Annotated in this window: 25 protein-coding genes; 11 read left to right on the top strand and 14 right to left on the bottom strand. The window is 63.2% G+C overall.

Annotated elements, in window-relative coordinates; genetic code table 11:
• Position 1 precedes the first annotated feature (1 nt).
• Positions 2-553, bottom strand: a complete 552-nt coding sequence (locus FJ942_RS22725; RefSeq protein WP_140513867.1) for a sigma-70 family RNA polymerase sigma factor — start codon at positions 551-553, stop codon at positions 2-4.
• Between the two features lie 297 nt (positions 554-850).
• Between FJ942_RS22725 and FJ942_RS22720 the strand changes: the two genes are divergently transcribed.
• From FJ942_RS22720 to FJ942_RS22710, 3 genes are all read left to right on the top strand, one after another.
• Positions 851-1,858 carry an iron ABC transporter substrate-binding protein gene (locus tag FJ942_RS22720; RefSeq protein WP_140525437.1) on the top strand — a complete coding sequence of 336 codons (1,008 nt, stop codon included), beginning with the start codon at positions 851-853 and terminating at the stop codon, positions 1,856-1,858.
• Positions 1,859-2,026: 168 nt separating this feature from the next.
• Positions 2,027-3,607: an iron ABC transporter permease gene (locus tag FJ942_RS22715; RefSeq protein WP_181165391.1), complete on the top strand. Its 1,581-nt coding sequence runs from the start codon at positions 2,027-2,029 to the stop codon at positions 3,605-3,607.
• On the top strand, positions 3,604-4,686 hold the full coding sequence (locus tag FJ942_RS22710) for an ABC transporter ATP-binding protein (protein ID WP_140650944.1): 1,083 nt from the start codon (positions 3,604-3,606) through the stop codon (positions 4,684-4,686). Before FJ942_RS22715 ends, FJ942_RS22710 begins: the two co-directional genes overlap by 4 nt.
• A gap of 45 nt (positions 4,687-4,731) precedes the next feature.
• Here the strand turns inward: FJ942_RS22710 and FJ942_RS22705 are convergent, their stop codons facing one another.
• The 7 genes from FJ942_RS22705 to FJ942_RS22670 form a co-directional block, all read right to left on the bottom strand.
• Complete coding sequence (locus FJ942_RS22705) at positions 4,732-5,781, bottom strand: sn-glycerol-3-phosphate import ATP-binding protein UgpC (protein WP_140500808.1); 1,050 nt, start codon at positions 5,779-5,781, stop codon at positions 4,732-4,734.
• 7 nt (positions 5,782-5,788) lie between these two features.
• The gene (gene ugpE / locus FJ942_RS22700) at positions 5,789-6,637 is read right to left on the bottom strand and encodes a sn-glycerol-3-phosphate ABC transporter permease UgpE (protein ID WP_140664846.1); all 849 of its coding nucleotides are present in this window, start codon (positions 6,635-6,637) and stop codon (positions 5,789-5,791) included.
• Between the two features lie 8 nt (positions 6,638-6,645).
• Positions 6,646-7,530 (bottom strand): sn-glycerol-3-phosphate ABC transporter permease UgpA, encoded by an 885-nt coding sequence (ugpA, locus tag FJ942_RS22695; RefSeq protein ID WP_140513871.1) that lies wholly within the window; start codon positions 7,528-7,530, stop codon positions 6,646-6,648.
• A 239-nt stretch (positions 7,531-7,769) separates the two neighbouring features.
• On the bottom strand, positions 7,770-9,074 hold the full coding sequence (gene ugpB, locus FJ942_RS22685; protein WP_140500805.1) for a sn-glycerol-3-phosphate ABC transporter substrate-binding protein UgpB: 1,305 nt from the start codon (positions 9,072-9,074) through the stop codon (positions 7,770-7,772).
• 396 nt (positions 9,075-9,470) lie between these two features.
• Positions 9,471-10,595 carry an ATP-binding protein gene (locus tag FJ942_RS22680; protein WP_140525435.1) on the bottom strand — a complete coding sequence of 375 codons (1,125 nt, stop codon included), beginning with the start codon at positions 10,593-10,595 and terminating at the stop codon, positions 9,471-9,473.
• Positions 10,592-12,085: a circadian clock protein KaiC gene (gene kaiC, locus FJ942_RS22675; RefSeq protein WP_140500803.1), complete on the bottom strand. Its 1,494-nt coding sequence runs from the start codon at positions 12,083-12,085 to the stop codon at positions 10,592-10,594. Before kaiC ends, FJ942_RS22680 begins: the two co-directional genes overlap by 4 nt.
• Positions 12,069-12,392, bottom strand: a complete 324-nt coding sequence (locus FJ942_RS22670; protein WP_140500802.1) for a circadian clock KaiB family protein — start codon at positions 12,390-12,392, stop codon at positions 12,069-12,071. Before FJ942_RS22670 ends, kaiC begins: the two co-directional genes overlap by 17 nt.
• 261 nt (positions 12,393-12,653) lie before the next feature.
• On the opposite strand from FJ942_RS22670, the gene FJ942_RS22665 reads away from it, so the two are divergent.
• A complete protein-coding gene (locus FJ942_RS22665; protein WP_140513873.1) occupies positions 12,654-13,412 on the top strand; it encodes a Crp/Fnr family transcriptional regulator in 759 nt (252 codons plus the stop codon).
• Positions 13,413-13,603: 191 nt separating this feature from the next.
• Here the strand turns inward: FJ942_RS22665 and FJ942_RS22660 are convergent, their stop codons facing one another.
• On the bottom strand, positions 13,604-14,284 hold the full coding sequence (locus tag FJ942_RS22660) for a TlpA disulfide reductase family protein (RefSeq protein WP_140558128.1): 681 nt from the start codon (positions 14,282-14,284) through the stop codon (positions 13,604-13,606).
• Between the two features lie 36 nt (positions 14,285-14,320).
• Here FJ942_RS22660 and argH point away from each other — a divergent pair, with 36 nt between their 5' ends.
• The 3 genes from argH to lysA all read left to right on the top strand — a co-directional run bounded on the left by argH (position 14,321) and on the right by lysA (position 17,405).
• Entirely contained in the window at positions 14,321-15,721 is a 1,401-nt protein-coding gene (gene argH / locus FJ942_RS22655) for an argininosuccinate lyase (protein ID WP_140899003.1), read from the top strand.
• A 140-nt stretch (positions 15,722-15,861) separates the two neighbouring features.
• Complete coding sequence (locus FJ942_RS22650) at positions 15,862-16,068, top strand: lipoprotein (RefSeq protein WP_140500798.1); 207 nt, start codon at positions 15,862-15,864, stop codon at positions 16,066-16,068.
• A 68-nt stretch (positions 16,069-16,136) separates the two neighbouring features.
• On the top strand, positions 16,137-17,405 hold the full coding sequence (gene lysA, locus FJ942_RS22645; protein WP_140650947.1) for a diaminopimelate decarboxylase: 1,269 nt from the start codon (positions 16,137-16,139) through the stop codon (positions 17,403-17,405).
• 22 nt (positions 17,406-17,427) lie between these two features.
• Here lysA and FJ942_RS22640 read toward each other — a convergent pair whose 3' ends face one another.
• Complete coding sequence (locus FJ942_RS22640) at positions 17,428-17,730, bottom strand: metalloregulator ArsR/SmtB family transcription factor (protein ID WP_140513877.1); 303 nt, start codon at positions 17,728-17,730, stop codon at positions 17,428-17,430.
• Positions 17,731-17,780: 50 nt separating this feature from the next.
• Between FJ942_RS22640 and FJ942_RS22635 the strand changes: the two genes are divergently transcribed.
• From FJ942_RS22635 to FJ942_RS22625, 3 genes are all read left to right on the top strand, one after another.
• Positions 17,781-18,722: a threonine/serine dehydratase gene (locus FJ942_RS22635; RefSeq protein ID WP_140899001.1), complete on the top strand. Its 942-nt coding sequence runs from the start codon at positions 17,781-17,783 to the stop codon at positions 18,720-18,722.
• Between the two features lie 118 nt (positions 18,723-18,840).
• Complete coding sequence (locus FJ942_RS22630; RefSeq protein ID WP_140898999.1) at positions 18,841-21,435, top strand: TIGR02302 family protein; 2,595 nt, start codon at positions 18,841-18,843, stop codon at positions 21,433-21,435.
• A gap of 41 nt (positions 21,436-21,476) precedes the next feature.
• Entirely contained in the window at positions 21,477-21,848 is a 372-nt protein-coding gene (locus tag FJ942_RS22625; RefSeq protein WP_140500793.1) for a glyoxalase superfamily protein, read from the top strand.
• Here FJ942_RS22625 and FJ942_RS22620 read toward each other — a convergent pair.
• Positions 21,827-22,708 carry a LysR family transcriptional regulator gene (locus FJ942_RS22620; RefSeq protein WP_140558119.1) on the bottom strand — a complete coding sequence of 294 codons (882 nt, stop codon included), beginning with the start codon at positions 22,706-22,708 and terminating at the stop codon, positions 21,827-21,829. The two genes, FJ942_RS22625 and FJ942_RS22620, sit on opposite strands and share 22 nt — an antisense overlap.
• 222 nt (positions 22,709-22,930) lie before the next feature.
• Between FJ942_RS22620 and FJ942_RS22615 the strand changes: the two genes are divergently transcribed.
• Positions 22,931-23,872 (top strand): DMT family transporter, encoded by a 942-nt coding sequence (locus FJ942_RS22615; RefSeq protein ID WP_181170005.1) that lies wholly within the window; start codon positions 22,931-22,933, stop codon positions 23,870-23,872.
• On the opposite strand, the gene FJ942_RS22610 is transcribed toward FJ942_RS22615, so the two are convergent.
• From FJ942_RS22610 to FJ942_RS22600, 3 genes are all read right to left on the bottom strand, one after another.
• On the bottom strand, positions 23,873-24,244 hold the full coding sequence (locus FJ942_RS22610) for a response regulator (RefSeq protein WP_181170003.1): 372 nt from the start codon (positions 24,242-24,244) through the stop codon (positions 23,873-23,875).
• A gap of 109 nt (positions 24,245-24,353) precedes the next feature.
• Complete coding sequence (hpt, locus tag FJ942_RS22605; protein WP_023677924.1) at positions 24,354-24,896, bottom strand: hypoxanthine phosphoribosyltransferase; 543 nt, start codon at positions 24,894-24,896, stop codon at positions 24,354-24,356.
• Between the two features lie 89 nt (positions 24,897-24,985).
• Positions 24,986-25,627 (bottom strand): hypothetical protein, encoded by a 642-nt coding sequence (locus FJ942_RS22600; protein WP_140500790.1) that lies wholly within the window; start codon positions 25,625-25,627, stop codon positions 24,986-24,988.
• Between the last annotated feature and the right edge of the window lie 83 nt (positions 25,628-25,710).

The raw sequence follows: 25,710 nt of genomic DNA, 5'->3' as shown, positions 1-25,710 counted from the left end.
GTCATTCCCGCCCAAACCGCCCCTGCCCGAACCGCTTGGCAATGGCTGCAAGTCCGCGATGCAAGGAAACCCGCACCGCTGTTTCGCTGATGCCGAACTTGGCTGCCGTGTCGCCGATCGAGCGCCCCTCCACCGACACGGACGACACCACGGAGCGCTGTGCCGGCGGCAGGCCGTCGAGCGCCCGGTTGATGTCGCGTTCGCTGACGGTTTCCGTTTCCGGCTCGGCGAAGGTTTCGGCAATATCGTCGACATCGATCTCGATGCGCCGTCCGCGCCGCCGGAACGCGTCGATTAACTTGAAGCGCGCGATGGCATAGACCCAGGGCAGCACAGGTGCGTCCTGGCGCCAGGTGTGCCGTTTCACATGAATGGCCAGCAAGGTTTCCTGCACGACATCCTCGGGATCGACCCCGCCTTTGACGATCTTGCGCCTGGCAAAACCGCGAACCAGAGCGGCCGTCCGGTGCAGAAAGTCGGCATAGGCCCTTTCATCTCCCGCGATCGCGGCTCGCATCAGCCGGGAAAGCTCGGCCTCGTCCTTGCCGCTCACAAGAGTTCACTCCCCGATCTTCGCGCCTCGGCGCTGATTTGTTACGTGGCCGGCGAAATAATGTCCAAGGCAAACTACCGGCAAGTCACGAAAGATTGCGGGCGAACGCGAACTTGGGCTCGTCGACGGCGACTGTGTCCTGGACCGTCGGTCGCGCGCGGCCATCACGCGGAATTGTCCGCCTGGCATGGGCCTGTGCCGCCAGCGGCCGATTGAAGCAGGCCAAAAATGTTGACTACACCTGTCATGTATCGATAGGTGCTGCGTGCCAGTTCAACGAGATCGAGGACGACGCCCATGAAATACGCTCTTTCCACCCTTGCCGGCGCCGCGGCGGTGGCGGTCAGCCTGATCGCTGGCCAGGCGATGGCTGAGGATACAGGCATCATCGTCTACAATGCCCAGCACGAGAGCCTCGCCAAGGAATGGGCCGACGGCTTCACCAAGGAAACCGGTATCAAGGTCACGCTGCGCAATGGCGGCGACAGCGATTTCTCCAACCAGATCGTCGCGGAGGGCACCGCCTCGCCCGCCGACGTGTTCCTGACCGAGAATTCGCCGGCCATGGTGCTGGTCGAGAATGCCGGCCTGTTCGCGCCGGTCGACGCCGACACACTGGCGCAGGTTCCGCAGGATTATCAGGCAGCGAGCGGCAAATGGGTCGGCGTTGCCGCCCGCAGCACCGTCTTTGCCTACAATACCACCAAGCTCAAGGCCGACCAGTTGCCCAAGTCGCTGCTCGACCTTGCCGATCCGAGCTGGAAAGGCCGGTGGGCCGCCTCGCCGTCGGGCGCCGATTTCCAGGCTATCGTCAGCGCGCTGCTGCAGCTCAAGGGCGAAGCCGCGACAGCGGACTGGCTGAAGGCGATGAAGCAGAATTTCACCGCCTATAAGGGCAACAGCACCGTGATGAAAGCGGTCAACGCCGGCGAGATCGAAGGCGGCGTGATCTATCACTACTACTACTTCGGCGATCAGGCCAAGACCGGCGAAAACAGCAAGAACGTAGCGCTGCATTATTTCAAGAACCAGGATCCGGGCGCCTTCGTCTCGACCTCCGGCGGTGGCGTGCTGGCTTCGAGCAAGCATCCCAAGGAAGCCCAGGCTTTCCTGAAGTGGGTGACCGGCAAGGGCGGCCAGGACGTGCTGAAGAACGGAACGTCCTTCGAATACGCGGTCGGCAAGGGCGCAGAGTCCAATCCGAAGCTGGTGCCGCTGGCCGACCTGCAGGCGCCGAAGATCGATGCCGCGACGCTGAACTCCAAGAAAGCCACCGACCTGATGACGGCGGCCGGCTTGCTTTAGTTGCCGTTCGTCCTAATAAGGACACCGGCCGTGCTCCCGCGGGAATTCCGCGGGAGCGTTTTGTTTTTTCGAGATGGCATTCGTCGATGACGACACGCTGTATTCCCGACCATGATCGTGGTCTTTCGATTGCCGCCGCCGGGCGGCAAGGGCGCGAAGTCTGAGCCGATGCAGTTCGCGGCCGACATTGCAAGCCCGGGCCTGCCGCCGAGGACGCGCCGCAGGGCGCGCCGGCGCGCTGCGTCATGGATCGTTGCCGCCGCTATCTTCGTTTCGCTGCTGGCCCTGCTGCCGCTTGCCTTCATCGTCTGGGTCGCCGTGCAGACCGGTTGGGAAACCGTCTCGGCGCTGGTTTTCCGGCCGCGTGTCGGCGAGCTTCTGGCCAACACCGTCCTGCTTGTCGCGCTCGCCGTGCCGATCGCCATCATCCTGTCGGTGGCGCTGGCCTGGCTGACCGAACGCAGCGACCTGCCCGGCGCCCGGCTGTGGGCCTGGCTATGCGTGGCGCCGCTCGCCATTCCCGCCTTCGTGCACAGCTATGCCTGGATCACCATGGTGCCCGGGCTGCATGGCTTGTGGGCCGGCGTGCTTGTCTCTGTCATAGCGTATTTCCCGTTCCTTTATCTGCCGGTATCGGCGGCCCTGCGCCGGCTCGATCCGGCGCTCGAAGACGCCGCGGCCGCACTCGGCCTTGGTCCCTGGCGTGTGTTCTGGCGCGTCGTGCTGCCGCAGCTCAGGCTTGCCATCTGTGGCGGCGCATTGCTGGTCGGCCTGCACCTGTTGGCCGAATACGGCCTTTACGTCTTCATCCGCTTCGACACCTTCACCACGGCGATCGTCGACCAGTTCCAATCGACCTTCAACGGGCCGGCCGCGAATATGCTGGCCGGCGTGCTGGTGAGCTGCTGCTTCGTGCTGCTCGGGCTGGAGGTGCTGGTGCGCGGGGAAGAGCGCTATGCCCGCGTCGGTTCGGGCGCCGCGCGCCACCAACAGCGCGCGCCGCTCGGCCGGGCGACCGTGCCTTGCCTGCTGCTGCTTGCCGCCACCACGCTTCTGGCGCTCGGCGTACCGTTCGTCACCATCGGACGCTGGCTTGCCGCCGGCGGCGCCGAGGTCTGGCGGCTCGACGAGATCGGCCTGGCGCTCGGCCAGACGTTGTTCCTGGCGCTCGCCGGCGCGCTGCTCGCCACCGTCGCCGCCATGCCGATGGCCTGGATCTCGATCCGCGCGCCGGGGCCTCTGCAGCGCTTGCTGGAGGGCTGCAACTACATCGTCGGATCGCTGCCCGGGGTCGTGATCGCACTGGCGCTGGTCACCATCACCGTGCGCATCGCCCTGCCGCTCTACCAGACCCTGTTCACCATCCTGGTTGCCTATGCCTTGATGTTCCTGCCCCGCGCCCTGATCAGCCTGCGGGCGTCGATCGCGCAGGCGCCGGTCGAGCTCGAGCGCGCCGCGTCCAGCCTCGGGCGGTCGCCGCTCCATGCATTGTGGTCGACGACGATCCGCCTGTCGGCGCCGGGTGCCGCCGCCGGCATGGCGCTGGTGGCGCTCGGCATCATGAACGAACTGACCGCGACCCAGATGCTGGCGCCGAACGGCACCCGCACGCTGGCGATGGCGTTCTGGTCCTACAGCGGCGAGATCGACTACGCTTCGGCAGCACCTTACGCCTTCATCATGGTGGCGATGTCGCTGCCCCTGACCTGGCTGCTCTATGTCCAGTCAAAACGGATGGCTGGACGATGAGCTTTCTCGAACTCAGGGGCTTGCACAAGCATTACGGCCCGGTCGCGGCGCTTGCCGGCATCGATCTCGACATCGCCAGCGGCAGCCGCACGGCCATCGTCGGGCCGTCCGGCTGCGGCAAGACCACCTTGCTGCGGCTGATCGCCGGTTTCGAGGCGCCCGACCAGGGCAGCATTGTGCTTGACGGAAAGATGCTGGCCGACAGCGGCGGCGCCGTTCCGGCGCACCGCCGCGGTATCGGCCTGGTTGCACAGGACGGCGCCCTGTTTCCGCACCTGACGATTGGCGACAATATCGGTTTCGGGATGGACCGCAGGCTGGACAAACGCTCCGAACGCATCGTCGAACTGGCCTATATAGTAGGGCTGGACAAGGCGATCCTGAAGCGCCGCCCGCACGAACTCTCCGGCGGTCAGCAGCAACGCGTGGCGCTCGCCCGCGCCATGGCGATGAAGCCGCGGCTGATGCTGCTCGACGAACCGTTCTCGGCGCTCGACACCGGCCTGCGCGCCTCCATGCGCAAGGCCGTGGCGGAACTGCTCGAAGCCGCCGGCATCACCACCATCCTGGTGACGCACGATCAGGCCGAGGCGCTGTCCTTCGCCAGCCAGGTCGCGGTGATGCGCGAGGGCCGGTTCTCGCAGATCGGCACGCCGCGCGAACTTTATCTCAAGCCGAAGGACAGGATGATTGCCGAGTTCCTTGGCGACGCCATCATCCTGCCGGCGAAGATAGCGGGCGGTTTCGCCACGTCGCCGCTTGGCCGCATCGCCGTCGATACGTCGGACAGCCGCGATGTCGCCCGTATCATGTTGCGGCCGGAGCAGATCGGACTGAAGCGGACATCGCGCGAGGGCATGTCCGGCACGCCGGACATGCTTTTTGGCGAGGTAACGGAATCCGCATTCGCCGGCTCGACCTGCACGGTCGCGGTGCGGTTGCTCAACAGCCCCGACCCGCCGGACGCCGCCGCCATCGGCAGTACGCCGCTGATCCTGCGCAAGTCCGGCATGGACGCGCCGGCGGTCGGTGAGATCGTCCGGCTCACCGTGTCGGGACAGGCGCATGTATTCGCCTGACCGGCCGACGGTTCGCGGCTCGCTGATCAGCATGCAAGATTGGCGTCAGTCGACCCTCTTTGCAGCCTGATCGAACCAGTGAAGTTTCTCGGCCTTGGCCACGACGCGCAACTGGTCGCCGGGCTTGGCTGTTGCGCGCGCGGCCACACGCACGACGATGCGGTCGCCTCCTGCCGCACAGTGAAGAAAGCTGTCCGCTCCCACCGGCTCGACCGCCTCCACCATTGTCGGCAGCACGAGCGCGCCGGACGGTGCCTCGGCCGCGAAAGTGACATCGGCATCCTCGGGGCGGAAGCCAAGCGTGACGGCATTCGCAGGCGCAAAGTCGCTCGTCTTGCTGCCGGTCAGCGCCGGACCCGAAAGGGACAGAAGATTCATCGGCGGTGCGCCGATGAAAGAGGCGACGAACGTCGAGGCCGGCTTTTCGTAAATGTCGAGTGGCGCGCCCGCCTGCTCGACCAATCCGCCATTCATGACGACAAGGATGTCGGCCAACGTCATCGCTTCCAACTGGTCATGGGTGACGTAGACCGAGGTGACACCGAGCGAGCGCTGCAAGTTCTTGATTTCGACCCGCATCTGGCCGCGCAGCTTGGCATCGAGATTGGAGAGTGGCTCGTCGAACAGGAAGACTTTCGGATTGCGCACGATGGCGCGGCCCATGGCGACGCGCTGGCGTTGACCGCCTGAAAGCTCGCGCGGGCGCCGGTCAAGCAGCGCTGAAAGCTCCAGCACCTTGGCGGTCGAACGAACCCTGCTGTCGATCTCGTCCTTGGGCGTACCGCGATTGCGTAGCCCGTAAGCCATGTTGTCGTAGACTTTCATATGCGGATAGAGCGCATAGTTTTGGAACACCATGGCGATGTCGCGCTCGGTCGGGCCGATCGTGTTGACGATCTTGCCGTCGATAGCGACCGTGCCGGAAGAAATGGTCTCCAGCCCGGCGATCATCCTCAAAAGCGTGGACTTGCCGCAGCCGGACGGCCCGACCAGCACACAGAGTTCCTTGTCGGGAATGGCAATGGAGACGCCCTTCACGGCTTCGACGCCGCCGGCATATACTTTCTTCACGTCCCTCAGATCGACCGTCGCCATCGGCTTCTCACTTTTCGGTGTCGACCAGTCCGCGCACGAACCAGCGCTGCATCAGCACCACAACCAGGATTGGCGGCAAGATTGCCAGGATCGCCGTGACCATGACCAAATGCCATTGGGTGTCGGCATCGGCGAAGGAGACCATCTTCTTCAGTGCGATGACGATGGTGTTCATATCGTTGCTGTTGGTGACCAGCAGCGGCCACAGATACTGCGTCCAGCCGTAGATGAAAAGAATGACGAACAGCGCCGCGATATTGGTGCGCGACAATGGCAACAGGATATCGAAAAAGAACCGCCATGGACCGGCGCCGTCGACGCGCGCCGCCTCGACCAACTCGCCCGGGATGGTCATGAAGGACTGGCGGAACAACAACGTTGCGGTGGCCGAGGCGATCAGCGGGATGATCAGTCCGGCATAAGTGTCGATCATACCGAGGTCGACCATTACCTTGTAGGTCGGCAGGATGCGCACCTCGACGGGAAGCATCAGGGTGATGAAGATCAGCCAGAAGAAAGTCATGCGCAGCGGAAAACGGAAGAAGACGATCGCATAGGCCGACAGGATCGAGATGAATATCTTTCCGACCGCAACGCCGAGCGCCATGATCGTGGAGTTGAGGAGCAGCCTGCCGACGCCGAGCCCGCCGATGCGGCCGACGCCGCCGAACAGCGCCTCGCCGTAATTGTTCCAGAACTCGCTGCCCGGCCGGAAAGGCAGTGGCGGCCTAAGGATGGTTTGCAGCGTCTGCGTCGAGGCAACGAAAGTGTAGTAGATCGGAAAGGCCACGATCAGTATGCCGAGGATGAGCACGGCATGTGCAAGGAAAATGCGAAACGGGGATTGACCGATCATCGCGCTCCTCAGCCGTAATGAACCTTCCGTTCCACGTAGCGGAACTGGATGGCGGTGAGCGCGATGACGATGACCATCAGGATGACCGACTGCGCCGCCGAATCGCCGAGGATCAGATTGACGAAGCCGTCATTGTAGACCTTGTAGACCAGTGTCTCGGTGGCCTTGCCCGGCCCGCCGCCGGTGACGGCGTGGACGATGCCGAACGTGTCGAACAGCGCATAGACGGTATTGACGACCAAAAGGAAAAACGTCGTCGGCGCCAAAAGCGGGAAGACGATGGTCCAGAAGCGCTTGGTTTCGCCGGCGCCGTCGATCGCCGCCGCCTCGATCAGCGTTTTCGGCACCGCCTGCAGCCCGGCGACGAAGAACAGGAAATTATAGCTGATCTGCTTCCAGGCGGCCGCCGCCACCAGAAGGATCATGGCGTCGGTGCCGTTGAGCAGCGGATCCCAGGCGACGCCCAAACGTCTCAGCAGATAAGACAGCGAGCCGATCGATGGATTGAACAGGAACAGCCACAGCATGCCTGCAATCGCCGGCGCCACCGCGTAGGGCCAGATCATCAGCGTGCGGTAGAGGCCTTTGCCGCGCACCACCTTTTCCGCCATCACGGCAAGGAGCAGCGCCACGCCCATGGCAACGATCACGGTCGCGAGCGAAAACACCACTGTGACCTTGATCGAGTTGAGATAGGCCGGGTCGGCAAGCACCTTGCGGAAATTGGCAAACCAGACGAACCTGCTCCTCAGCCCGAACGGGTCCTGCCTCAGCATCGACTGGTAGAGCGCCTGCCCGGCCGGCCAGTAGAAGAACACCAGCGTGATGGCAAGTTGCGGCGCCACCAGGAGGTATGGCAAGACTTTGTTGGGAAAGACGACGCGCGGGGTCAATGCGCCGCTCCGGCGTGGAAAGCCGAGCGGCACTCTACGGCGCTCACCGCTGCCCTGCCGGGCATCTCCCCTTCTTGGAGGAAGATTGGCAGTTCCTGCGGCAGCTGCCATTCTCCAGCTTTGACAATCGCCGAAAACGGTCGCGACAGCCAGTCTCCCCCCTTCAGGGGGAGATGCCCGGCAGGGCAGAGGGGGGCCTCGTAGAGCAAGGACTATAACTCGATAGGTTCGGACGCGCCCTAATTCCCCAGCGCTTCCTTGATTGCCGCGTTGCCACGCGTGACCGCATTGTCGAGCGCCTGCTGGGCGGTTTCCTGGCCGGCAAGCATCTTTTCGAACTCCTCGTTCTGGATGTCGCGCACCTGCGGCAAGTTCGGCAACCGCACGCCCTTCGAATTGTCGGTCGGCGCCTTGCCCGTCATCTGCAGGATCGGCGTCTCGCGACCGGGATTCTTGTCGTAGAAGCCGGACTTTTTCGTCGCCTCATAGGCGGCGAGCGTCACCGGCAGGTATCCCGATTTCTGGTGCAGATATTCCTGCACATCGGTCTTGGACAGATAGGCGAAGAAAGCCGCGACGCCTTTGTACTCCTCGTCGGACTTGCCGCCGAAGACCCAAAGGCTGGCACCGCCCGGCGTCGTGTTCTGCGGCGCGCCCTTGGCGTCGCTGTCATAGGGCAACTGGCCAATGCCGTAGTTCATGCCCGACTTGACGATGTCGCCTAGGCCGCCCGAGGATTCGGTGAAGATGCCGCATTCGCCGGCGAGGAATATCTGCTTGGCTTCGGAGGTGCGCCCGCCATATTTGAAGGTGCCGTCCTTGGCCAGATCGGCGAGCGCCTGGAAATGTTTGACGAAGATCGGCGAGTTGATCTTGAGTTCGACATCACCGCCGGCCAGGCCATTCTGCTGCGTGGCCCACGGCACATCGTTCCACGCCGCGAAGTTTTCCAGGTGTATCCAGGTCAGCCAGGTCGAGGTGTAGCCGCAAGCGGCGGCGCCGCTCGCCTTGATCTTTTTGGCATCCTCCCACACCTCGTTCCAGGTCTTGGGTGGGTTGTTCACATCGAGCCCCGCCTTCTGGAAGATGTCCTTGTTGTAGTAGAGGATCGGCGAGGAGGAGTTGTAGGGGAAGGACAGCATGGTGCCGTCCGGCGTCGAATAATAACCGACGATGCCTGGCAGATACTGGCTCTTGTCAAAGTTCATCCCGGCGCCGGTCAGCACCTCGGCCACTGGCTTGATCGCGTCCCGGGCCGCCATCATCACGCCGGTGCCGACATCGAACACCTGGATGATGTCAGGCGACTGGCCGGCGCGATAGGCGGCGATGCCGGCATTCAGCGTTTCGGGATAGGTGCCCTTGAAAACCGGAACAATCTGGTAGTCGCCCTGGCTGGCGTTGAAATCCTTGGAAATCTTGTCGACGACCTCTGCGTTGGCGCCGGTCATGGCGTGCCACCAGCTGATCTGCGTAACGGCGAAGGCGGAGGTTGTGGAAAGCAGGGTCACGGCGACACCGGCCGCGAAGCCAAAGAACTTCATGTTTCGTCTCCCGTTCTCATTGCTTGTCATTGGCGAAAGGGGCACTCCCGCAATGGCACTATGTGTCGTTCGCGCGCAGCGGACAACGGTTTTGTTGCGGACAGGCGCACTTCATATCCGGCTAAAGTAGCGTTCACTTCCGGATGAAAGTGACCCGGAAAAGGATTGCATAGCGGCTTGCTGCTTGAATTGATGTACCAGGGACCTGTCTCGAGACGGTCAGCGACCTCACCGACGGACGGCGTCTAACAGCACATGACAACACTGACATGACAACGCTGAAAAAGGCGTCGGTTTAATGCTCGGTCGATGCGTGGAAATTCCCGTCCCGCGCTCAGCCTGACGGATTTGACATCGGCCAATCAGTCTGCTGGCCGGGAATGGGTCTGCCGCCGCTCAGTTCTGCTGCCGCTCGGTTCCAGAAGCGCGCGGCAAGTAGAGATGCAGGCTTGTTCCCTGACCGATTTCGCTATCGATTCGGACATGCCCACCGGATTGCTTGATGAAGCCGTAAACTTGGCTTAGCCCGAGTCCCGTACCCTGCCCTTCCGATTTTGTTGTGAAGAATGGTTCGAAAACGCGCGCCAGGGTGTCCTTGCTCATTCCACAGCCGGTATCGCGTACAGTCACGCGAACAAATGAAGCCGCCGCTGAACGCAAATCCTCCAGATCATTTGGAAAATTGCTGGTCTCAATCGTGAGAGTGCCATTGCCTTTCATTGCATCTCTGGCGTTCACGGCAAGGTTAAGAACGGCGATGTCGAGCTGGTTGGCATCGATAAGGATAGGGTCCAAGGCTGGATCCAGATTGCATTGTACCCGGATGCCGCTCCCCAACGTCCGTTCCAGCAGCGTCGTCAGCCCCTTGATACGTTCATTGAGATCAATCTGTTCCGGGACCAGGGATTGGCGTCGCGAAAAGGCAAGCAGTTGCTGTGTTAGCGCTCCTCCATTTTCGATCCGCCTGAACATCTCCTCGACCAGCAGAGCGACTTTCTCATCCGCAGGATCTTTAGCGATCTGTTTCTCCAGAAGCCGAAGGCCAGACCCGAAAACGGCGAGTAGGTTGTTGAAGTCATGGACAATGCCAGCTGCGAGGCGTCCAATGGCCTCGAGCTTTTGTGACTGGCGTGCGTTTTCTTCTCTTGATCGCTGGGCCGAGACATCGCGCAGGCTGGCAAGCAATGCGGGCCTGCTGTCCCAGGTAACCTCGACCGTACGCATTTCCACTTCTGCCGGCTTGCGGCCGGAACGGTGAACGGTGATCTCGGCGATCTCTCCGGAGACGACCGGACGGCCGAGCGGAACGTGGAGGAGTTCGTCAAGCGGCTGTCCAAAAATTACGGCTGCCGCAGGATTGGCATAGAGCACTGTTCCGTCCAAATCGACCACCAGCATCCCGTCGGCGGTATTTTCGATCAACTGGCGAAAGCTGAGCTGGCTGATGCCAGCCGGAGATGTATCTCCGGGCGATTCCAGCATTTCGGCGGCGTTTTGCGCCGTATTCAAGGCGCTCTTCATGTCGACGTGTTGTCCACGGCGGAGTCGCCGAACACATCAGGCGCGCTGTCAAAGGGCTTTCCAAGATGCATACCGCCACTGTCGATGGTGAAGCGCCGTATCTGTTTGTCGTGTTCGCTGCCGCGCATTTTCAGCACCATCATGCCGCGATGCATGAATTCTTCCTGCTGAATGTAGCGCAACAGAATGATCGAATCGGTGAGTGTGGAAATATGCTGCTCGCTAGCGCTCTGGCCTCCGACAAGCGATTTGTTGGTAGCGGTGCAAAGGCCGGCAATTTCGCGCTTCTTTATGAAGGAGGTGACGCTGATCAAGAACTCACGAAACCCGGTTTCTGGCGCGATGCGCTCCAATGCCGACAAGCTGTCGATTGCCATGCGATCGGGTTTGAACTCCGCCACCAGTTCGCGGATCATCAGAAGGTGATCCGGCAAACTCTGCGCTTCCGGATAAAGGCAGACTACCTTCAGGCGACCATCCGCCTCCATCGCTTCGAAATCGACGCCCCAGCTACGCGCGTTGCGGAAAAGCTGGCCGCGGCTCTCCTCATAGCCGACGAGCAAGGCGCGTTCGCCCGCAGCCACTCCGCCCGCCAGAAAGTTGGTGACAAGTAGAGTCTTTCCGGTGCCTGTGGCTCCACTGACAAGGGTTACGCTGTCGCGAAAGAACCCGCCGCTGCACATTTTGTCGAGTTCGGAATTACCACTGGTGACCCGTTTCGTGCTTGATTGCTGCTCCAGGCGCAACGATGACAGAGGCACAGCTACGATGCCCTGTTCGGCGACCAGCGTTATGGGCACTTCGCCCTCAACGTGACGGCTGCCGCGCATTTTCAGGACTTCTATGGTCCGCCGACGGCGCTCGCGATCAAGGGCATTGCGAAGGATCACGACATTGTCTGCGACGAACTCCTCTATTCGGTGACGGGAGATTTCACCATATTCACTGTTGCGTTCCGCGGTCATAAGGACCGTCAGCCCTTCTTTCTTCAGCGCGGTCGCAATACGTAGAAGTTCGCGGCGCACTGCCGTCTGCTCGGCTACGAAATGATCGAAAAGTTGGGTAACCGAATCGAGCACGATGCGCTTTGCCCCGGCGCTTCGGCTCGCGTGCAGAATGCGGGTCAGAAGACCGGCGAGGTCGAAATCGCCCACAACCACCTGGTCCTGATCGCGCGGGCTCGCATCGACGAAAACAAGCTTGTCCGCCGCTCGCCAGCCGCGGATGTCCCAGCCGAAGCTCGCCATGTTTACCTCGATCTCGGTTGGCGACTCCTCGAAAGTGACGAAGACACCGGCCTCATTGAGACCGGTGATGCCATGCGCCAGGAACTGCGTGGCGAATACGGTCTTGCCGCTACCGGGCGTGCCGCCCACGATGGTGGTGCGTCCGCGCGGCAAGCCACCCATCACCAAGTCGTCAAAAGCCTCGATCCCTGTATTGACGCGTTCAAGAACCGGGTCGATAGAGATCTCATCCGTCGCGGTCATGAATATCATCCTTCTTGCGAAAACCGAAATAGTCCAGAACCTGAGCGATATTGCTGATGTCGCCCACCAGACGGCGCGGGGGATCAGCGGATTCGTCGGAGAGCGTCGGCGTTGCTAGTATCCCTGCTCGCTCCGCCTCATGAGGATGTTCCAGGATATCGAAGATCTGGATTTCAATGGATGCGCTCATCTCCTCGATTATCTTCAGGCGGCTTTCCAGTGCCCGACGAGCACCGGGCGTGTCTCCGGCGATGTAGAGCCGGAGAAGGGGATGGGCCCCTGAAGCGGGCGGTTGTTCCGGGTTCATATCTCACGCTGGTTGCACGGGTTCAGTATCGACGTGCTCTACGCGACACGCCAGCAATTCAACCGCAGGGCTTTGTTGTCCGCCTTGGGCGATCTTCTAGCATTTCGCCTGGAGCCGACGCGCCACAGCTCGCGCTCGATGGGGCCTGGATCAGCACCCCTGTCACTTCTTAGACATTCGCGCTTTGCGCGTCTGCGCACTAGTGGACATTTCTCCGGTTATTGGGATATGGGCCGCAAGCGATCGTTCGGAGGAGTGTAAATGGAAGCCCGCGCCCACATAGACTCCGGCATGATCGGCAACAATCTTCTGCGGGCACTCACCGCGGCAGATTGGGCAATCCTCGAGCCTTGGCTGGATGAGTGGTCGGCCCCCACCGGAACACTGCTTTATGAACCTGGTGACACGGTTCGCCATGCATACTTCCCGAGAGGTCCCAGCCTGATTTCCTATCTCGTCGTGCTGAGCGACGGGCGTGCGATCGAGACGGCTCTGGTCGGACGAGAAGGGGCAATTGGCGGAGTTGTCAGCCAAGGCAGGCTCCCAGCTTACGCTCGCGCTGAAGTACAATTGGGAGGTTCGTTCTTCCGCATCGACCTGCTTAACCTTGAAGAGGCGAAGTCCAGGTCGTCGACGCTACGGAATCTGTTCGCGCGGTACGCGGACTGCCTGATGGCGCAGATGTTCCAGTCCGTGGCCTGCAATGCCGCGCATTCGATCGAGCAACGGACAGCGAAATGGCTGCTGGCCGCCATTGATCGGACGGGCACTCCCGATCTGGCGCTGACACAAGAACAGCTCGCCGTAATGCTCGGAGTCGGCCGGAGCTATTTGAGCCGCGTCATACGCGATCTGAAAGAACACGGTCTCATTGAGACCCATCGTGCCCGGATCGTCGTTCGCAAGGTCGACGGCCTGCGGTGGCTTGCTTGCGAGTGCAATGCGGCGGTCAGTCATCACTTCGACGAAGTATTGAAGGGCGTCTATCCCCTGCCGACCAACGGCTCGTCTGGCCGATAGCACAAACGGCTCGCCATATATGTCCTTAAGGTGAGTCCCTGGACGCCGAGGCTTGGACTACTATCTCGGCAAGCCGGCACCGATCCAGGCATTCGACGAATTGACCGGGTCGGCTCAGGCCGCCGCGGATGGGCTGGGCGGAACCGTTGCGTGGTCAAGCCGCGCTTGCGCCCAGCCTTGTCCCAGCCTCTTCAAGACCCGAGCGCGGCCTCGACAAGCCGCTTGGCGTCCGGCCCCGACCACTCGGCCGGGCCGTTCATATGGGCGATCAGGCAGCCTTCGCCGTCGATCAGCATGGTGACGGGCAGGCCGAGCGCCAGGCCGCGCGTCTTGAGTTCGTTGAACAGCGCCATCGTCGAATCCCTGTAATAGCCGAGCGCCTCGACGCCGGTGTCCTTGAGGAACTTCTTCGGCTTCACGTCGTCGCCGGCATCGACGTTGACGGCGACGACCTGGAACGCATCGCTGCCTTTCTCCTTCTGCAAGGCGTCCAGCGCCGGCATTTCGGCGCGGCATGGCGCGCACCATGTCGCCCACAGATTGAGCAGCACCGTCTTGCCGGCATGGTCGGCGATGGTCATCGGCTTGCCGTCCGGGCCGTTGAAGGCGAGGCTCTTCATCGATTGCGGCGGATCGGCTGGCAAGAGCGCCGCGACCTCGCCGGTGGCGGCTGCGGCGATCTTCTTGGCGCGTTCGCTCTTGGCGGCGCAGGCGACATCGTCCTTGCTGTCGCCGACGGCGACTTGCGACGCGGCGTTGTTGCCAGACTGGCTCTCGCTGACATATACCGCGACCGCGCCGGCCAGCGCTCCCGCCACCAGGGCGGCGAGGATCAGGCGCGGGGCCGGGAAAAATCTGTTTCCGTCTGCCATGTTCTCAAAACTGCTCCGAGCACGGGTTTTATAGCCATGAGCGACAAGAAGACCAGCAACCAGATGTGGGGCGGACGATTTGCCTCGGGTCCGGCCGCGATCATGGAAGCAATCAACGCATCGATCTCGTTCGACCGCAAACTCTATGCGCAGGACATCAGAGGTTCGATCGCCCATAGCGCGATGCTGGCGCAAACGGGCATTATTTCGGCGGCCGATCAAGAGAAAATCGCTCACGGCCTGAACACGATCCTGAAAGAGATCGAGGCGGGCACGTTTGAATTCTCGACCAGGCTGGAAGACATCCACATGAACGTCGAGGCCCGCCTCGCCGAGCTGATCGGTCCGGCCGCCGGCCGGCTGCACACGGCCCGCTCTCGCAACGACCAGGTTGCAGTGGACCTCCGGCTCTGGGTCAAAGACGAGTGCTTTCGCGTCGCCGAGGCCTTGAAGGGTCTCATCAGTGCGTTGCTGGAGCGGGCCGAGCAGCACGCCGCGACGGTGATGCCGGGCTTCACCCATATGCAGGCGGCGCAGCCGGTGACATTCGGCCACCACTGCATGGCCTATGTCGAGATGTTTTCGCGCGACCTGTCGCGGGTGCGCGACGCCATCGAACGCATGGACGAGAGCCCGCTGGGTGCGGCCGCCCTTGCCGGCACCAGCTTTCCGATCGACCGCCACCGGACCGCCACGGCGCTCGGCTTCCGCGAGCCGATGCGCAATTCGCTGGACAGCGTCTCGGACCGCGATTTCGCGCTGGAATTCCTGGGACTGGCGGCCATATGCGCCACGCATCTGTCGCGGCTGGCGGAAGAAATCATCATCTGGTCAACGCCGCAATTCGGCTTCATCAGGCTGTCGGACAGCTTCTCCACCGGCTCCTCGATCATGCCGCAGAAGAAGAACCCCGACGCCGCCGAACTGGTGCGCGGCAAGACCGGGCGCGTCACCGGCCATCTGGTCGGCCTGCTGACGGTGATGAAGGGCATGCCTTTGACCTATGGCAAGGACATGCAGGAAGACAAGGAATCGGTGTTCGATGCCGCCGAGACGCTCGACCTGATGCTGGCGGCGATGACCGGCATGGTCTCCGATATGACGGTGAACGCGGCGGCGATGAAGAAGGCTGCCGGCTCCGGCCACGCAACCGCGACCGACCTTGCCGACTGGCTGGTGCGCACGCTCGGCCTGCCGTTCCGGGAAGCGCATCATGTCACGGGACGGGCGGTGGCGCTGGCCGAAGAGAAGAAGCTGAGCCTGGAGAAGCTTGCGCTGGAAGACTTGCAGTCGATCCACCCCGGCATCACGAAGGACATTTTTTCGGTGCTGGCCGTGCAGAACTCTGTGAAGAGCCGCACCTCCTTCGGCGGCACCGCACCGTCGGAAGTCAGGAAGCAGATCCGCTACTGGAAAAAGCGGCTGGCCAAGGCGTGATGCCGGACATTGCGGCCAGCCATATCCCGGATATTGCAACCGCCAATATCCACGATATTGCAACGGCAATATCCAGGGTGCAATGCGCCGAGAACTCGGCTAAAAGCAGCGGCGGAAAAAAGTTTCGGACGGATGGATCGATGACCGGAAGCAGGATTTTGGTGACACTGACGCTGCTTGCGGCGGTTGCCGCCGTTACGGCTTGCGGCAGAAGGTCCGGTCTCGACACGCCTTACGAGGCGGCCGTGCAGGCGCGCAAGGACGCCGAGAAGGCACACCAACCCGTGCCGCCGGAACCGGAAAAACCGGTCGCGGACAAGAAGTTCATTCTCGACCCGCTGCTCTAGAGCCGGTCAGAGCGGTTTAGAGTGCTAAACCCGCTCCTACCCTGCTCCAATTTTTCGGAACCACTCTCGTGAACCATTTCGACTACCGCGACGGCGTGCTTCATGCCGAGGACGTGGCGATATCGGACATCGCCGCAACCGTCGGCACGCCATTCTACTGCTATTCGACGGCCACGCTGACCAGGCACTACCACGTCTTCGTCCAGGCATTTGCCGGGCTCGATGCACTGGTCTGCTACGCCATGAAGGCGAATTCCAATCAGGCGGTGCTCAAGACCTTGGCCAGGCTCGGCGCCGGAGCCGACGTGGTGTCGGAAGGCGAGTTGCGGCGCGCGCTGGCAGCCGGCATCCCGGCCAGCAAGATCCTGTTCTCCGGCGTCGGCAAGACCGCGCGTGAGATGGACTTTGCGCTGGCAGCCGGCATCCTGTGCTTCAACGTCGAATCCGAGCCCGAACTCGAACTGCTCTCGTCGCGCGCCGTTGCCCTGGGCAAGGTGGCGCCGGTCTCGCTGCGCATCAATCCGGATGTCGACGCCAGGACGCACAAGAAGATCTCGACAGGCAAAGCCGAGAACAAGTTCGGCATCCCATGGCAGAAGGCGCGTCAGGTCTATGCGCGCGCGGCTGAATTGCCGGGCATCAAGGTCACCGGCATCGACACCCATATCGGCAGCCAGATCACCGAGCTGCAACCCTTCGACGATGCCTTCGCGCTTTTGGTGGAACTGGTCGGCGCGCTGCGCGCCGACGGCCATGCCATCGAGCATGTCGATCTCGGCGGCGGTCTCGGCATTCCCTACCGCGTCGACAACAACCCGCCACCGCTCCCCGACGCCTACGCGCAGATCGTCCGCAAGCACGTCACCAAGCTTGGCTTGAAGGTGATGTTCGAGCCGGGCCGGCTGATCGTTGGCAATGCCGGTATCCTCGTCTCGCAAGTGATCTTCGCCAAAGAAGGCGATGCCAAGAATTTCCTCGTCGTCGACGCCGCCATGAACGACCTGATCCGGCCGACGCTCTACGACGCTTTCCACGACATAAGACCGGTGGTGCTGCCCCCCGCCGACGCGCCGCGCATGACGGTCGATATCGTCGGCCCGGTCTGCGAGACCGGCGACTATCTCGGCCTCGACCGCGACCTGCCAAGGCTCAAGTCCGGCGACCTGATCGCCATCGCCACCGCCGGCGCCTATGGCGCGGTACAGGCGGGCACCTACAACACCCGCCTGCTGGTGCCGGAAGTGCTGGTCGACGGCGATCGTTTCCACGTCGTGCGCCCGCGCCAGACCTATGACGAACTGATCGGGCTGGATTCGATCCCCGACTGGCTTGCATAGAAGCCGCCGAAGGCGGTCCTAGCTATAGCCGGTTCTGGATGAGCGCTCTTGTCTCGGCGATCCTGTCCTCGTCGCGGCGATAGAATGTCCATTGCTTGATGCGCTTGGCCCGTAACAGCCCTGCCTGCGTGAGCACACGCATGTGCTCGCTGAGCGTCGCCTGGGTAATGCCGAGCTTTTCGGCGATCAGCAGCGCACAGACGCCGTCCTCGACCAGATCGCCATCCGCCTGGGCCGGGAAATGCGCGCGCGGATCCTTCAGCCAGTCGAGGATCCGCAGCCTTCGTTCGTTGGCGATCGCCTTGAACACATCAACCTCTTGCATTTAGCTATTTTGCCAAGTTACTAATTGCTGTCAATCCCAAGGAGATAGCCATGACCAACGGCAGCACCATAACGCGCGAACGCATCGCCGCGATGGAACCGCGCATCCGTCGCTATGTGCGCCACACGCCGGTGCTGCGCGTCGACATGGCCGACTTCGACCGGCCGCCGCTGGCGGTCGATCTCAAACTCGAATGCCTGCAGCATTCCGGTTCGTTCAAGGCGCGCGGCGCGTTCACCAATCTTCTCGAGCGGCAGGTCCCCGGGGCCGGTGTCGTCGCCGCCTCGGGCGGCAATCATGGCGCGGCGGTGGCGTATGCCGCCATGCGCCTCGGCCACAGGGCGACCATCTTCGTTCCGGAGGTGAGCCCGCCGGCCAAGCTGGAGCGCATTCGCAGCTACGGCGCCGAGCTGGTCGTCGGCGGCGCCCGCTATGCCGAGGCGCTGGCCGCCAGCGAACGTTTCGCCGAGCAAACCGGCGCCTTACAGGTCCACGCTTTCAACCAGGAGGAAACGCTTATCGGGCAAGGCACGCTCGGGCTGGAAATCGAGAACGACCTGCCTGGGATCGACACTTTGCTGGTCGCCGTCGGCGGCGGCGGCCTGATCGGCGGCATCGCCGCCTGGTTCGCCGGCCGCATCCGCATCGTCGCCGTAGAACCCGAGGGCGCGCCGACACTCTATCGCGCCCTCGAGGCCGGCCATCCGGTCGATGCGCCGGCCGAGGGCATCGCCGTCGATTCCCTGGCGCCCAAACGTGTCGGCGAGATGATGTTCCCGATCGCCGAGGCCTTCGTAGAACGCTCCATCCTGGTCAGCGACGACGACATCGTCGCCGCCCAGAAGGCGTTGTGGGACCGGGTGCGGATCATCTCGGAACCCGGTGGCGCCGCGGCTTTCGGCGCCATCCTGTCCGGCCGCTATGCGCCGGCACCCGGCGAACGGGTCGCCGTCCTGGTCTGCGGCGCGAACGCAAATCCGGCGAAATTCTGATCGCTGCGCCTTTCTCTCCTTCACGTTTTTCAGGAACTGCCTCGCCTTCGCCGCGTTTGCTGGGTATTCTTCGAGTCGTGAGGTTCGGGCCATCCCGCCCGCTCCCGTGGAAGGGCCGATGACGGAACGACTGATCTTCAGCAGCGATCGCGGTCTCGCCGGGCGCCTGGCGCTCAGCCGGCTGGCGACGCGGGTGTCGATGATGGTCGAACGGGGCTGGCCGCTCCTGCTGCCGCTTCTCGTCGTCGCCAGCCTGTTTCTCAGCATTTCCTGGCTAGGGCTTTTCCCGCGCCTGCCCGATGCCGCGCGCATCGGGCTGGTCGCCGCCTTCGGCGTCGCGACACTGGCCGCGCTCTACCCGCTACGCTTTTTCCGCATGCCGGGCGGCGCCGAGATCGACCGCCGCATCGAGGCGGCCAACCATTTGCTGCACCACCCCGTCCAGACCCAGACGGACCGGCCGAGTGGTCGCGAAAGCAGCTTCTCGCAGGCGCTGTGGCGCGAGCACCAGAAGCGCATGGCCGACAGGCTCGACAGCCTCGGCGCCGACGTGCCGCGCACGCGCGTGCCGGAACGCGATCCCTGGGGGTTGCGTGCCGTGGCGGCGCTTCTGCTCGTCACCGCCTTCGCTTTTTCCTTCGGACCGACCGGTGGCCGGATAGCCGACGCGTTCCGCGCCCAGGACGCGCATGACGCCGTGCCGCCGCGCATCGATGCATGGGTGACGCCGCCCGCCTATACCGGCAAGCCGCCGATCTTCCTGACCGCAGATGCCAACCAGGCGGCGCCGGCTTTCCACGTTCCCGAAGGCAGTGATGTTTCGCTGCGCGTCACCGGCGGCTCGGGCGAGGAGACGCTTGCCTATGCCGACAAGAATGGCAATGCCCGCGCCATCGATCCCGCCGACCCGCAGACGGCCGCGGCCAAGCCGGCGGCAAGCCCGGCAGCGCAGTCCAAAGTACGCCAGTTCATCGGCAAGCTGACGAGCGATGGCACGCTGACGCTGAAGTCGGGCGAGGACCAACTCGGCCGTTGGGCCTTCGCGGTGATCCCGGACAAGCCGCCGCAGATCCGTTTCGTCGGCGAGCCGAAGCGCGCTGTCAACGGCGCTTTCGAGCTCAACTACCAGATCGACGACGATTATGGCGCCGCCAGCGCCAAGGCCGTGTTCGCGCTCGCCGATCCGCAGGCTCCCGATGCGCGTCCGCTCTACGGTCCGCCTGACATGCCGCTGACGCTACCGCGCCGCGGCGGCAAGGCGAATGCCGCCAGGACCTCGAAGGACCTGACCGAACACGTCTGGGCTGGCGCCGAGATCAAGCTGACGCTGGTCGCCACCGACGATGCCGGGCATACGGCGAGCAGCGAAACCAAGACGTTGGTGATGCCGGAGCGGCCGTTCTCCAATCCGCTGGCGCGAGCCGTTATCGAGCAGCGCCGCCTGCTGGCGCTCGACGCCAACGCCAAGCCGCGCGTGCTCGACCTGATGGATGCGATCACGCTGCGGCCCGAGGACACGTTCGACAACATGTCCCACTACCTCGCCATCATGAGCGCGCGCAGCCGGTTGAAGATGGCCGACAGCGACGACCAGTTGCGCAACGAGGTCTCCTATCTCTGGGAAATCGCGCTCGGCATCGAGGAGGGCAATCTCTCGGCTGCCGAGAAGCGGCTGCGCCAGGCGCAGCAGGCTTTGCAGGACGCTATCAAGAACGGCGCCAGCGACGCGGAGATCGAAAGGGCGATGAAGGAACTGCGCGAGGCGATGAACCAGTTCCTGCAGGAATTCGCCGAGCGCGCCAAGCAGAATCCCAACGCCCCGCAGATGCAGCAGAACGGCCAGGAACTGCGCCAGATCGACATCGATCGCATGATGGACCAGATCGAGAACCTGGCGAAGTCCGGCGATCGCGACAAGGCGCAGCAATTACTGTCGCAGCTGCAGGACATGATGAACAACCTCCAGGCAGGCCGCCAGCAGCAGGGTGGCCAGCAGGACAGCCAGATGCGCCAGCAGATGGACAAGCTCGGCGACATCCTGCGGCGCCAGCAGGAGATGATGAACGATACCTTCCGCATGGACCAGATGCAGCGCGGCGAGCGCCAGCGCGGCCAGAACCGCGACGAACAGCTCGGCGAAGGCGGTGGCGAGGATCAGGACATACCGGGCGCAGGCGAGGGCCGCGATCCGCTCGCCGGTCAAAAGCCGATGACGCCGCAGGAATTCGCCGATGCGCTGAAGCAGTTGCAGGAAGGCCAAGGCCAGTTGAAGAACGACCTCGAGCAGTTGAAGAAGGGGCTCGAAGGCATGGGCATGGAGCCCAATGAAGGCTTTGGCGAGGCCGGCAAATCAATGGGCAATGCCGAGCAGGCCCTGGGCGATGGTGAAGGTGATCAGGCCGTTGGCCACCAGGGGCGCGCGCTGGAGGCGCTGCGCAAGGGCGCCAAAGACATGATGAAGCAGATGCAGGCGATGCAGGGCGACGAAGGCGGCAGCCAGGAAGGCGGTCGCCAGCAGAACGCCGATCGCGATCCGCTCGGCCGGCCGCGTGCCAGCCAGGGTCCCGATTTCGGCGATTCGGTGAAGGTGCCGGACGAGATCGACGTGCAGCGCGCCCGCCAGATCCTGGAAGCGATCCGCAAGCGGCTCGGCAATGCGCTCAGCCCCGATATCGAGCGCAGCTATCTGGAACGGCTGCTGGAACTGAAATAGGGATCGCCGCCGCGGCATCCGCTGGGAGCGGCTGCAACATCATGCCCAAACTCGGCACAGTGACGCCCATCCTGCGCATCTTCGACATTGCCAAGGCCCACGAGTTTTACGTCGGCTTCCTCGGCTTCCAGGTGCTGTGGGAGCACCGCTTTGACGACAACGCGCCGCTTTACATGGCGGTCGGCCGTGACGGCTGCATCCTGCATCTGAGCGAACACCATGGCGACGGCGCGCCCGGCATCGCCATGCGCATCAAGGTCGAGGACATCGCCGCCCTGCATCGCGAGCTGATCGGCAAAGCATACCGTTTCGCCAGGCCGGGCCTGGAAAAGACGCCGTGGAAGACCCGCGAGGTGTCGGTTGCCGATCCGTTCGGCAACCGGCTGCATTTCTACGAGGATGCGGCCGGCTGAGTCTGCCTGTTGACGAACGCCTCGCGGATCGCCTCTTGCATGCCGTCGATCGCCTCGCCCGACGCATTCGGGTTGCGATGCATCACCACATTCGAGGAATCGATGTCGCCGAAACCGTCGGCGGACGTCAACTCGCGGCAGCCGTCCGGAATGTTGCTGCGCGAAATCGGTGCGATCGCCAGTCCCGAGGTGACGGCAAGCTTCAGGCCGCCGGTCGTGTCGCTGGTGTAGGCGACACGATAGCCGAGCCCGCGCTGCTCGAGCGATTTGATGGCGAAATCCTTGCACCAGCCGGCCCGGTTATAGAGCGCGATCGGCACCGGACGCTCCTCATGCATGTTATGCAGGATCGATGTCACCCACACCGTCGGATCGTTCATCAGCACTTCGCCGCCGGAAGGATCCTGCCATTCGAACACCACGCAAAGATCGAGCTCGCCGGCGGCAAGCGCCGCTATCTGCGCCCCCGAATGGGCATAGCGCACGGTGACCTCGACCTTGGTGTGACGCTTCGAGAATGCGCCGAGCGCGCGCGACAGGATGGCATGGCCATATTCCTCCGGAATGCCGATCCGCACCGGCCCGCCGAGCGGCGCCGCCGCCATCGACGCTGCCGTCTCGTCGAGCAAAGAGACGATGCGGCGGGCATTGACAATCAGCTCGCCGCCGCGCCGCGTCAGCGCCACGCCGCGCGACCCGCGCTCGAACAGGCTGTCGCCGATGACGCTTTCGAGCTTCTTCATCTGCATCGAAACCGCCGATTGGGTGCGGCCGGCCTGCTCGGCCGCCTTGGTGAAATTGCCTGCTTCGACAATGGCCACGAAGGTGCGCAGGAGATCGCTGTCGAGAGTGGGTCGCATCCCGTCCGCCATAAGGAATTTTGATTGCTGGTATCATTCCAATTCGTTTGCAACATGTCAAACACGGGATGATAGTTGCTACACCCATTGGATATGTGGCTGAGGATTCGGCCACGGACCAATCAAGAGTCCTCACTCATGCCCGCTGCCCGAAACGGTGGCGGGTTCTTTTTAGCTTGCTGCAAGCTTGCTTGCGCCCTGGTACGGGAGCTTGGGATCCTCATGCGCAATCGGATGGTGCTCGGCATGCTGAGCCTGTGCCTGGGCGTGTTGGTCTTCTCGCTGCAAGACCCGCTCGTCAAGGCGGTGTCGGGCGGCTACTCCGTGACTGAGGTGATGGCCATCCGCGCGATCGTCGCCCTGCCGATCCTGATTGTCCTCGTCCATGCCGATGTCGGGCTGCGAGCGATCCTGTCGCGGCGGTTCGGCATGCTGACCATGCGCGCCTTCATTCAGTTCACCTCCTACACCATGTACTACCTCGCCATCGCCGCCTTGCCCCTGGCCGATGCCGTGGCGCTCTATTTCATGGCCCCGCTGTGCATCATGGTGCTGGCCGGGCCCTATCTTGGCGAACGGGTCTCCTGGCAGGCGCTGGCGACCGTGTTGATCGGGCTGCTTGGCGTCGTCGTGATGCTGCGCCCCGGTGTGGGACTGTTCGACTGGGCGGCGCTGCTGTCGCTGGGCTCCGCGGTGCTCTACGGCTTCTCGCAACTGATGGCGCGCAAGATCGGCGACACCGAATCTTCGACTGTGATGGCTTTCTACCAGAACGGTGCCTATCTCGCCGGCGCCGCACTGGTCGCAAGCCTGTTCTGGCTTGCCGGCATCAATCATGCCGCCCATCCCAGCCTGGAATTCCTGGTGCGGCCCTGGCTGTGGCCGACGCTGCCGGATTTCCTCAAGATGGCCGCCTGCGGCTTCGTCGCCTCCGCCGGCATGATCTTGCTGTCGCAGGCCTACCGGATGGCGCCGGCAAACCGCGTCGCCACCTTCGAATACACCGGCATCCTGTGGTCGCCGCTGTGGGGTTTTCTGTTCTTCGCCGAAGTGCCGCGGTCGACGACCGTGATCGGCGCCGCCCTTATCATCGGCGCCGGCCTGCTTGCGCTCAACACCGGACGGCGCAAGCTCCCGGTACTCGTCGCTGCCGATCCCGCCTGATCAGGCGAAAATGCTCAGCGCCCGTTCGACGCGTGAACGGATTTCGGCCAGCGTGAACGGCTTCTGCACGACGTCGAGGATGATGCCGTTCAACTCCTCGGCGCGCTCGCGCTGATCGGCATAGCCGGTCATCAGCAGTATCTTCATCGACGGGAAAAATGCCGAAGCTGCAATCGCCATCTCGATGCCGTCCATCTCGGGCATGCGGATGTCGGAGACGACGAGATCATAGGCGCCCTTCGCGGCGCGTATCAGCGCCAGCCCTTGCGCGCCGTCGGCGGCGATGTCGATTGTGTGCCCGGCGCGTTCGAGCGCCCGGGCTGCGAGGGTGCGGACGGACTCATCGTCCTCAACGATCAGAAGCTTTGCCATGGCCGGCATGTTTGGCGAGCAAACGTTGACTTTTTCTGAAGGGCCCGGCGCTCCGGCATGGGTTATTTTCTTGAAGCCGTTAAGGCCTTTTTCAGTATTTGCCGCTGCCTCACGCATCGCCTTTGACGACGCCGACGAACGGCAGTTCGCGAAAGGCGTGCGCGACATCCATGCCGTAGCCGACGACGAAATAGTCGGGGCAGTCGAAGCCGACATAATCGGCATTGAGGGTGGTCTGGCGACGCATGCGCTTGTCGAGCAGCACCGCGATGGCGCAGCTTCTGGCGCCGCGTGACAGCATCAGGTCGCGGGTGAAGCTCAGCGTCTTGCCCGACTCCAGAATGTCGTCGATCAGAAGCACGTCGCGGCCGGCGACCTCGTTGTCGATGTCGCGCAGCACCCTCACCTCGCCGCTTGTGGTGCCGGCGCCGTAGCTGGAGATGAAGATGAACTCGACCTCCGGCGACAGGCCGACATCATGCATGGCGCGGATAAGGTCTGCGGCGAAGATGAACGAGCCCTTCAGCACCGAGATCACCAGAAGATCGTGATAGTCGTGCCCGGCGATCTCCTTGGCGAGTTCGAGATTGCGTCGGGCGATGGCCGACGCCGAAAACAGGACCTCGATGTCCTTGCCGCGCACAACTGGCATTCTTCGTCCCTTCAAGATTTTCAAAGGCCTTCGCGCACCGGAAGCGCTGACATCAGCCGTTTGCGGGCCGGCCTCACCTGTCGCACATGCTATTCCGCGAAGGTGACCGACACCGTCCTTACGCCGTTTCTAGGGACGTCTAGCCGGCTGGCAAAGCCGAATCTTTCACTTGGCGCCAATGAGCGGCTGGATGTCCCCAAAGTATAGCGCGTTGTGCGCCCATCATTGCCGGTGACGCGGATCTCGAGAGGCGGCAGCGTCGCCGGACTTGCACCGTCATTGGCGGCCTCGCCGTCGACGAACAGCACGGGGTTCGCCCCAGACGCGTCCACGCGTGACGTCACCCCTGAAATGCTCAACGCCGAGGCCGGTCCGCCCGCGGCGGGCGGCGCCTGGCGCACCAGTGCATGCCCGCCGGAGATCCAGAAGACGGCAAAGGCGGCGCCGACACCGGCGATCCAGAAGATCGGACCGCCGCGCGGCGCCGGCGGCCGCACCGGCGGCGGCTCGGGCTTGCGCAGCATGTCCATGCCTTCGAGGGATGGCATGGACATCACGCGCCGCGGTGAAATGGCTTCGGCATGGGGCATGGCCCGCGGCACCACCACATAGTCGGCATCGACGATATCCGCCGCGCCAGCGCGCAGGATACGCTCCGGCGCGGCATTTGCCGGCGGGTCGGTCATGATTTCGCCGGAAACCGGGCGCGCGGTTCGATCCTCAGCCATCATGGCCCCAGCATTGCAGCACGTTCGCTTTTCGTTTCTTTTGCGTAAAGGCAAATGGTTAACGCTTCCCCACCGGAGCCCTTGTG

The organism is Mesorhizobium sp. B2-4-2, from assembly GCF_006442845.1.
Classification (GTDB): Bacteria; Pseudomonadota; Alphaproteobacteria; order Rhizobiales; family Rhizobiaceae; genus Mesorhizobium.
Note: the sequence above shows the minus strand (reverse complement) of the source record. Positions and strands in the feature narration are given on the sequence as shown.

Excerpts from the sequence above, each read along its gene's own strand:
- FJ942_RS22720 (WP_140525437.1), top strand. The coding sequence starts at position 851 with ATGAAATACGCTCTTTCCACCCTTGCCGGCGCCGCGGCGGTGGCGGTC.
- FJ942_RS22715 (WP_181165391.1), top strand. The coding sequence starts at position 2,027 with ATGCAGTTCGCGGCCGACATTGCAAGCCCGGGCCTGCCGCCGAGGACG.
- FJ942_RS22710 (WP_140650944.1), top strand. The coding sequence starts at position 3,604 with ATGAGCTTTCTCGAACTCAGGGGCTTGCACAAGCATTACGGCCCGGTC.
- FJ942_RS22705 (WP_140500808.1), bottom strand. The coding sequence starts at position 5,781 with ATGGCGACGGTCGATCTGAGGGACGTGAAGAAAGTATATGCCGGCGGC.
- ugpE (WP_140664846.1), bottom strand. The coding sequence starts at position 6,637 with ATGATCGGTCAATCCCCGTTTCGCATTTTCCTTGCACATGCCGTGCTC.
- ugpB (WP_140500805.1), bottom strand. The coding sequence starts at position 9,074 with ATGAAGTTCTTTGGCTTCGCGGCCGGTGTCGCCGTGACCCTGCTTTCC.
- FJ942_RS22680 (WP_140525435.1), bottom strand. The coding sequence starts at position 10,595 with ATGAAGAGCGCCTTGAATACGGCGCAAAACGCCGCCGAAATGCTGGAA.
- kaiC (WP_140500803.1), bottom strand. The coding sequence starts at position 12,085 with ATGACCGCGACGGATGAGATCTCTATCGACCCGGTTCTTGAACGCGTC.
- FJ942_RS22670 (WP_140500802.1), bottom strand. The coding sequence starts at position 12,392 with ATGAACCCGGAACAACCGCCCGCTTCAGGGGCCCATCCCCTTCTCCGG.
- FJ942_RS22665 (WP_140513873.1), top strand. The coding sequence starts at position 12,654 with ATGGAAGCCCGCGCCCACATAGACTCCGGCATGATCGGCAACAATCTT.
- FJ942_RS22660 (WP_140558128.1), bottom strand. The coding sequence starts at position 14,284 with ATGGCAGACGGAAACAGATTTTTCCCGGCCCCGCGCCTGATCCTCGCC.
- argH (WP_140899003.1), top strand. The coding sequence starts at position 14,321 with ATGAGCGACAAGAAGACCAGCAACCAGATGTGGGGCGGACGATTTGCC.
- FJ942_RS22650 (WP_140500798.1), top strand. The coding sequence starts at position 15,862 with ATGACCGGAAGCAGGATTTTGGTGACACTGACGCTGCTTGCGGCGGTT.
- FJ942_RS22640 (WP_140513877.1), bottom strand. The coding sequence starts at position 17,730 with ATGCAAGAGGTTGATGTGTTCAAGGCGATCGCCAACGAACGAAGGCTG.
- FJ942_RS22635 (WP_140899001.1), top strand. The coding sequence starts at position 17,781 with ATGACCAACGGCAGCACCATAACGCGCGAACGCATCGCCGCGATGGAA.
- FJ942_RS22630 (WP_140898999.1), top strand. The coding sequence starts at position 18,841 with ATGACGGAACGACTGATCTTCAGCAGCGATCGCGGTCTCGCCGGGCGC.
- FJ942_RS22625 (WP_140500793.1), top strand. The coding sequence starts at position 21,477 with ATGCCCAAACTCGGCACAGTGACGCCCATCCTGCGCATCTTCGACATT.
- FJ942_RS22620 (WP_140558119.1), bottom strand. The coding sequence starts at position 22,708 with ATGCGACCCACTCTCGACAGCGATCTCCTGCGCACCTTCGTGGCCATT.
- FJ942_RS22615 (WP_181170005.1), top strand. The coding sequence starts at position 22,931 with ATGCGCAATCGGATGGTGCTCGGCATGCTGAGCCTGTGCCTGGGCGTG.
- FJ942_RS22610 (WP_181170003.1), bottom strand. The coding sequence starts at position 24,244 with ATGGCAAAGCTTCTGATCGTTGAGGACGATGAGTCCGTCCGCACCCTC.
- hpt (WP_023677924.1), bottom strand. The coding sequence starts at position 24,896 with ATGCCAGTTGTGCGCGGCAAGGACATCGAGGTCCTGTTTTCGGCGTCG.
- FJ942_RS22600 (WP_140500790.1), bottom strand. The coding sequence starts at position 25,627 with ATGATGGCTGAGGATCGAACCGCGCGCCCGGTTTCCGGCGAAATCATG.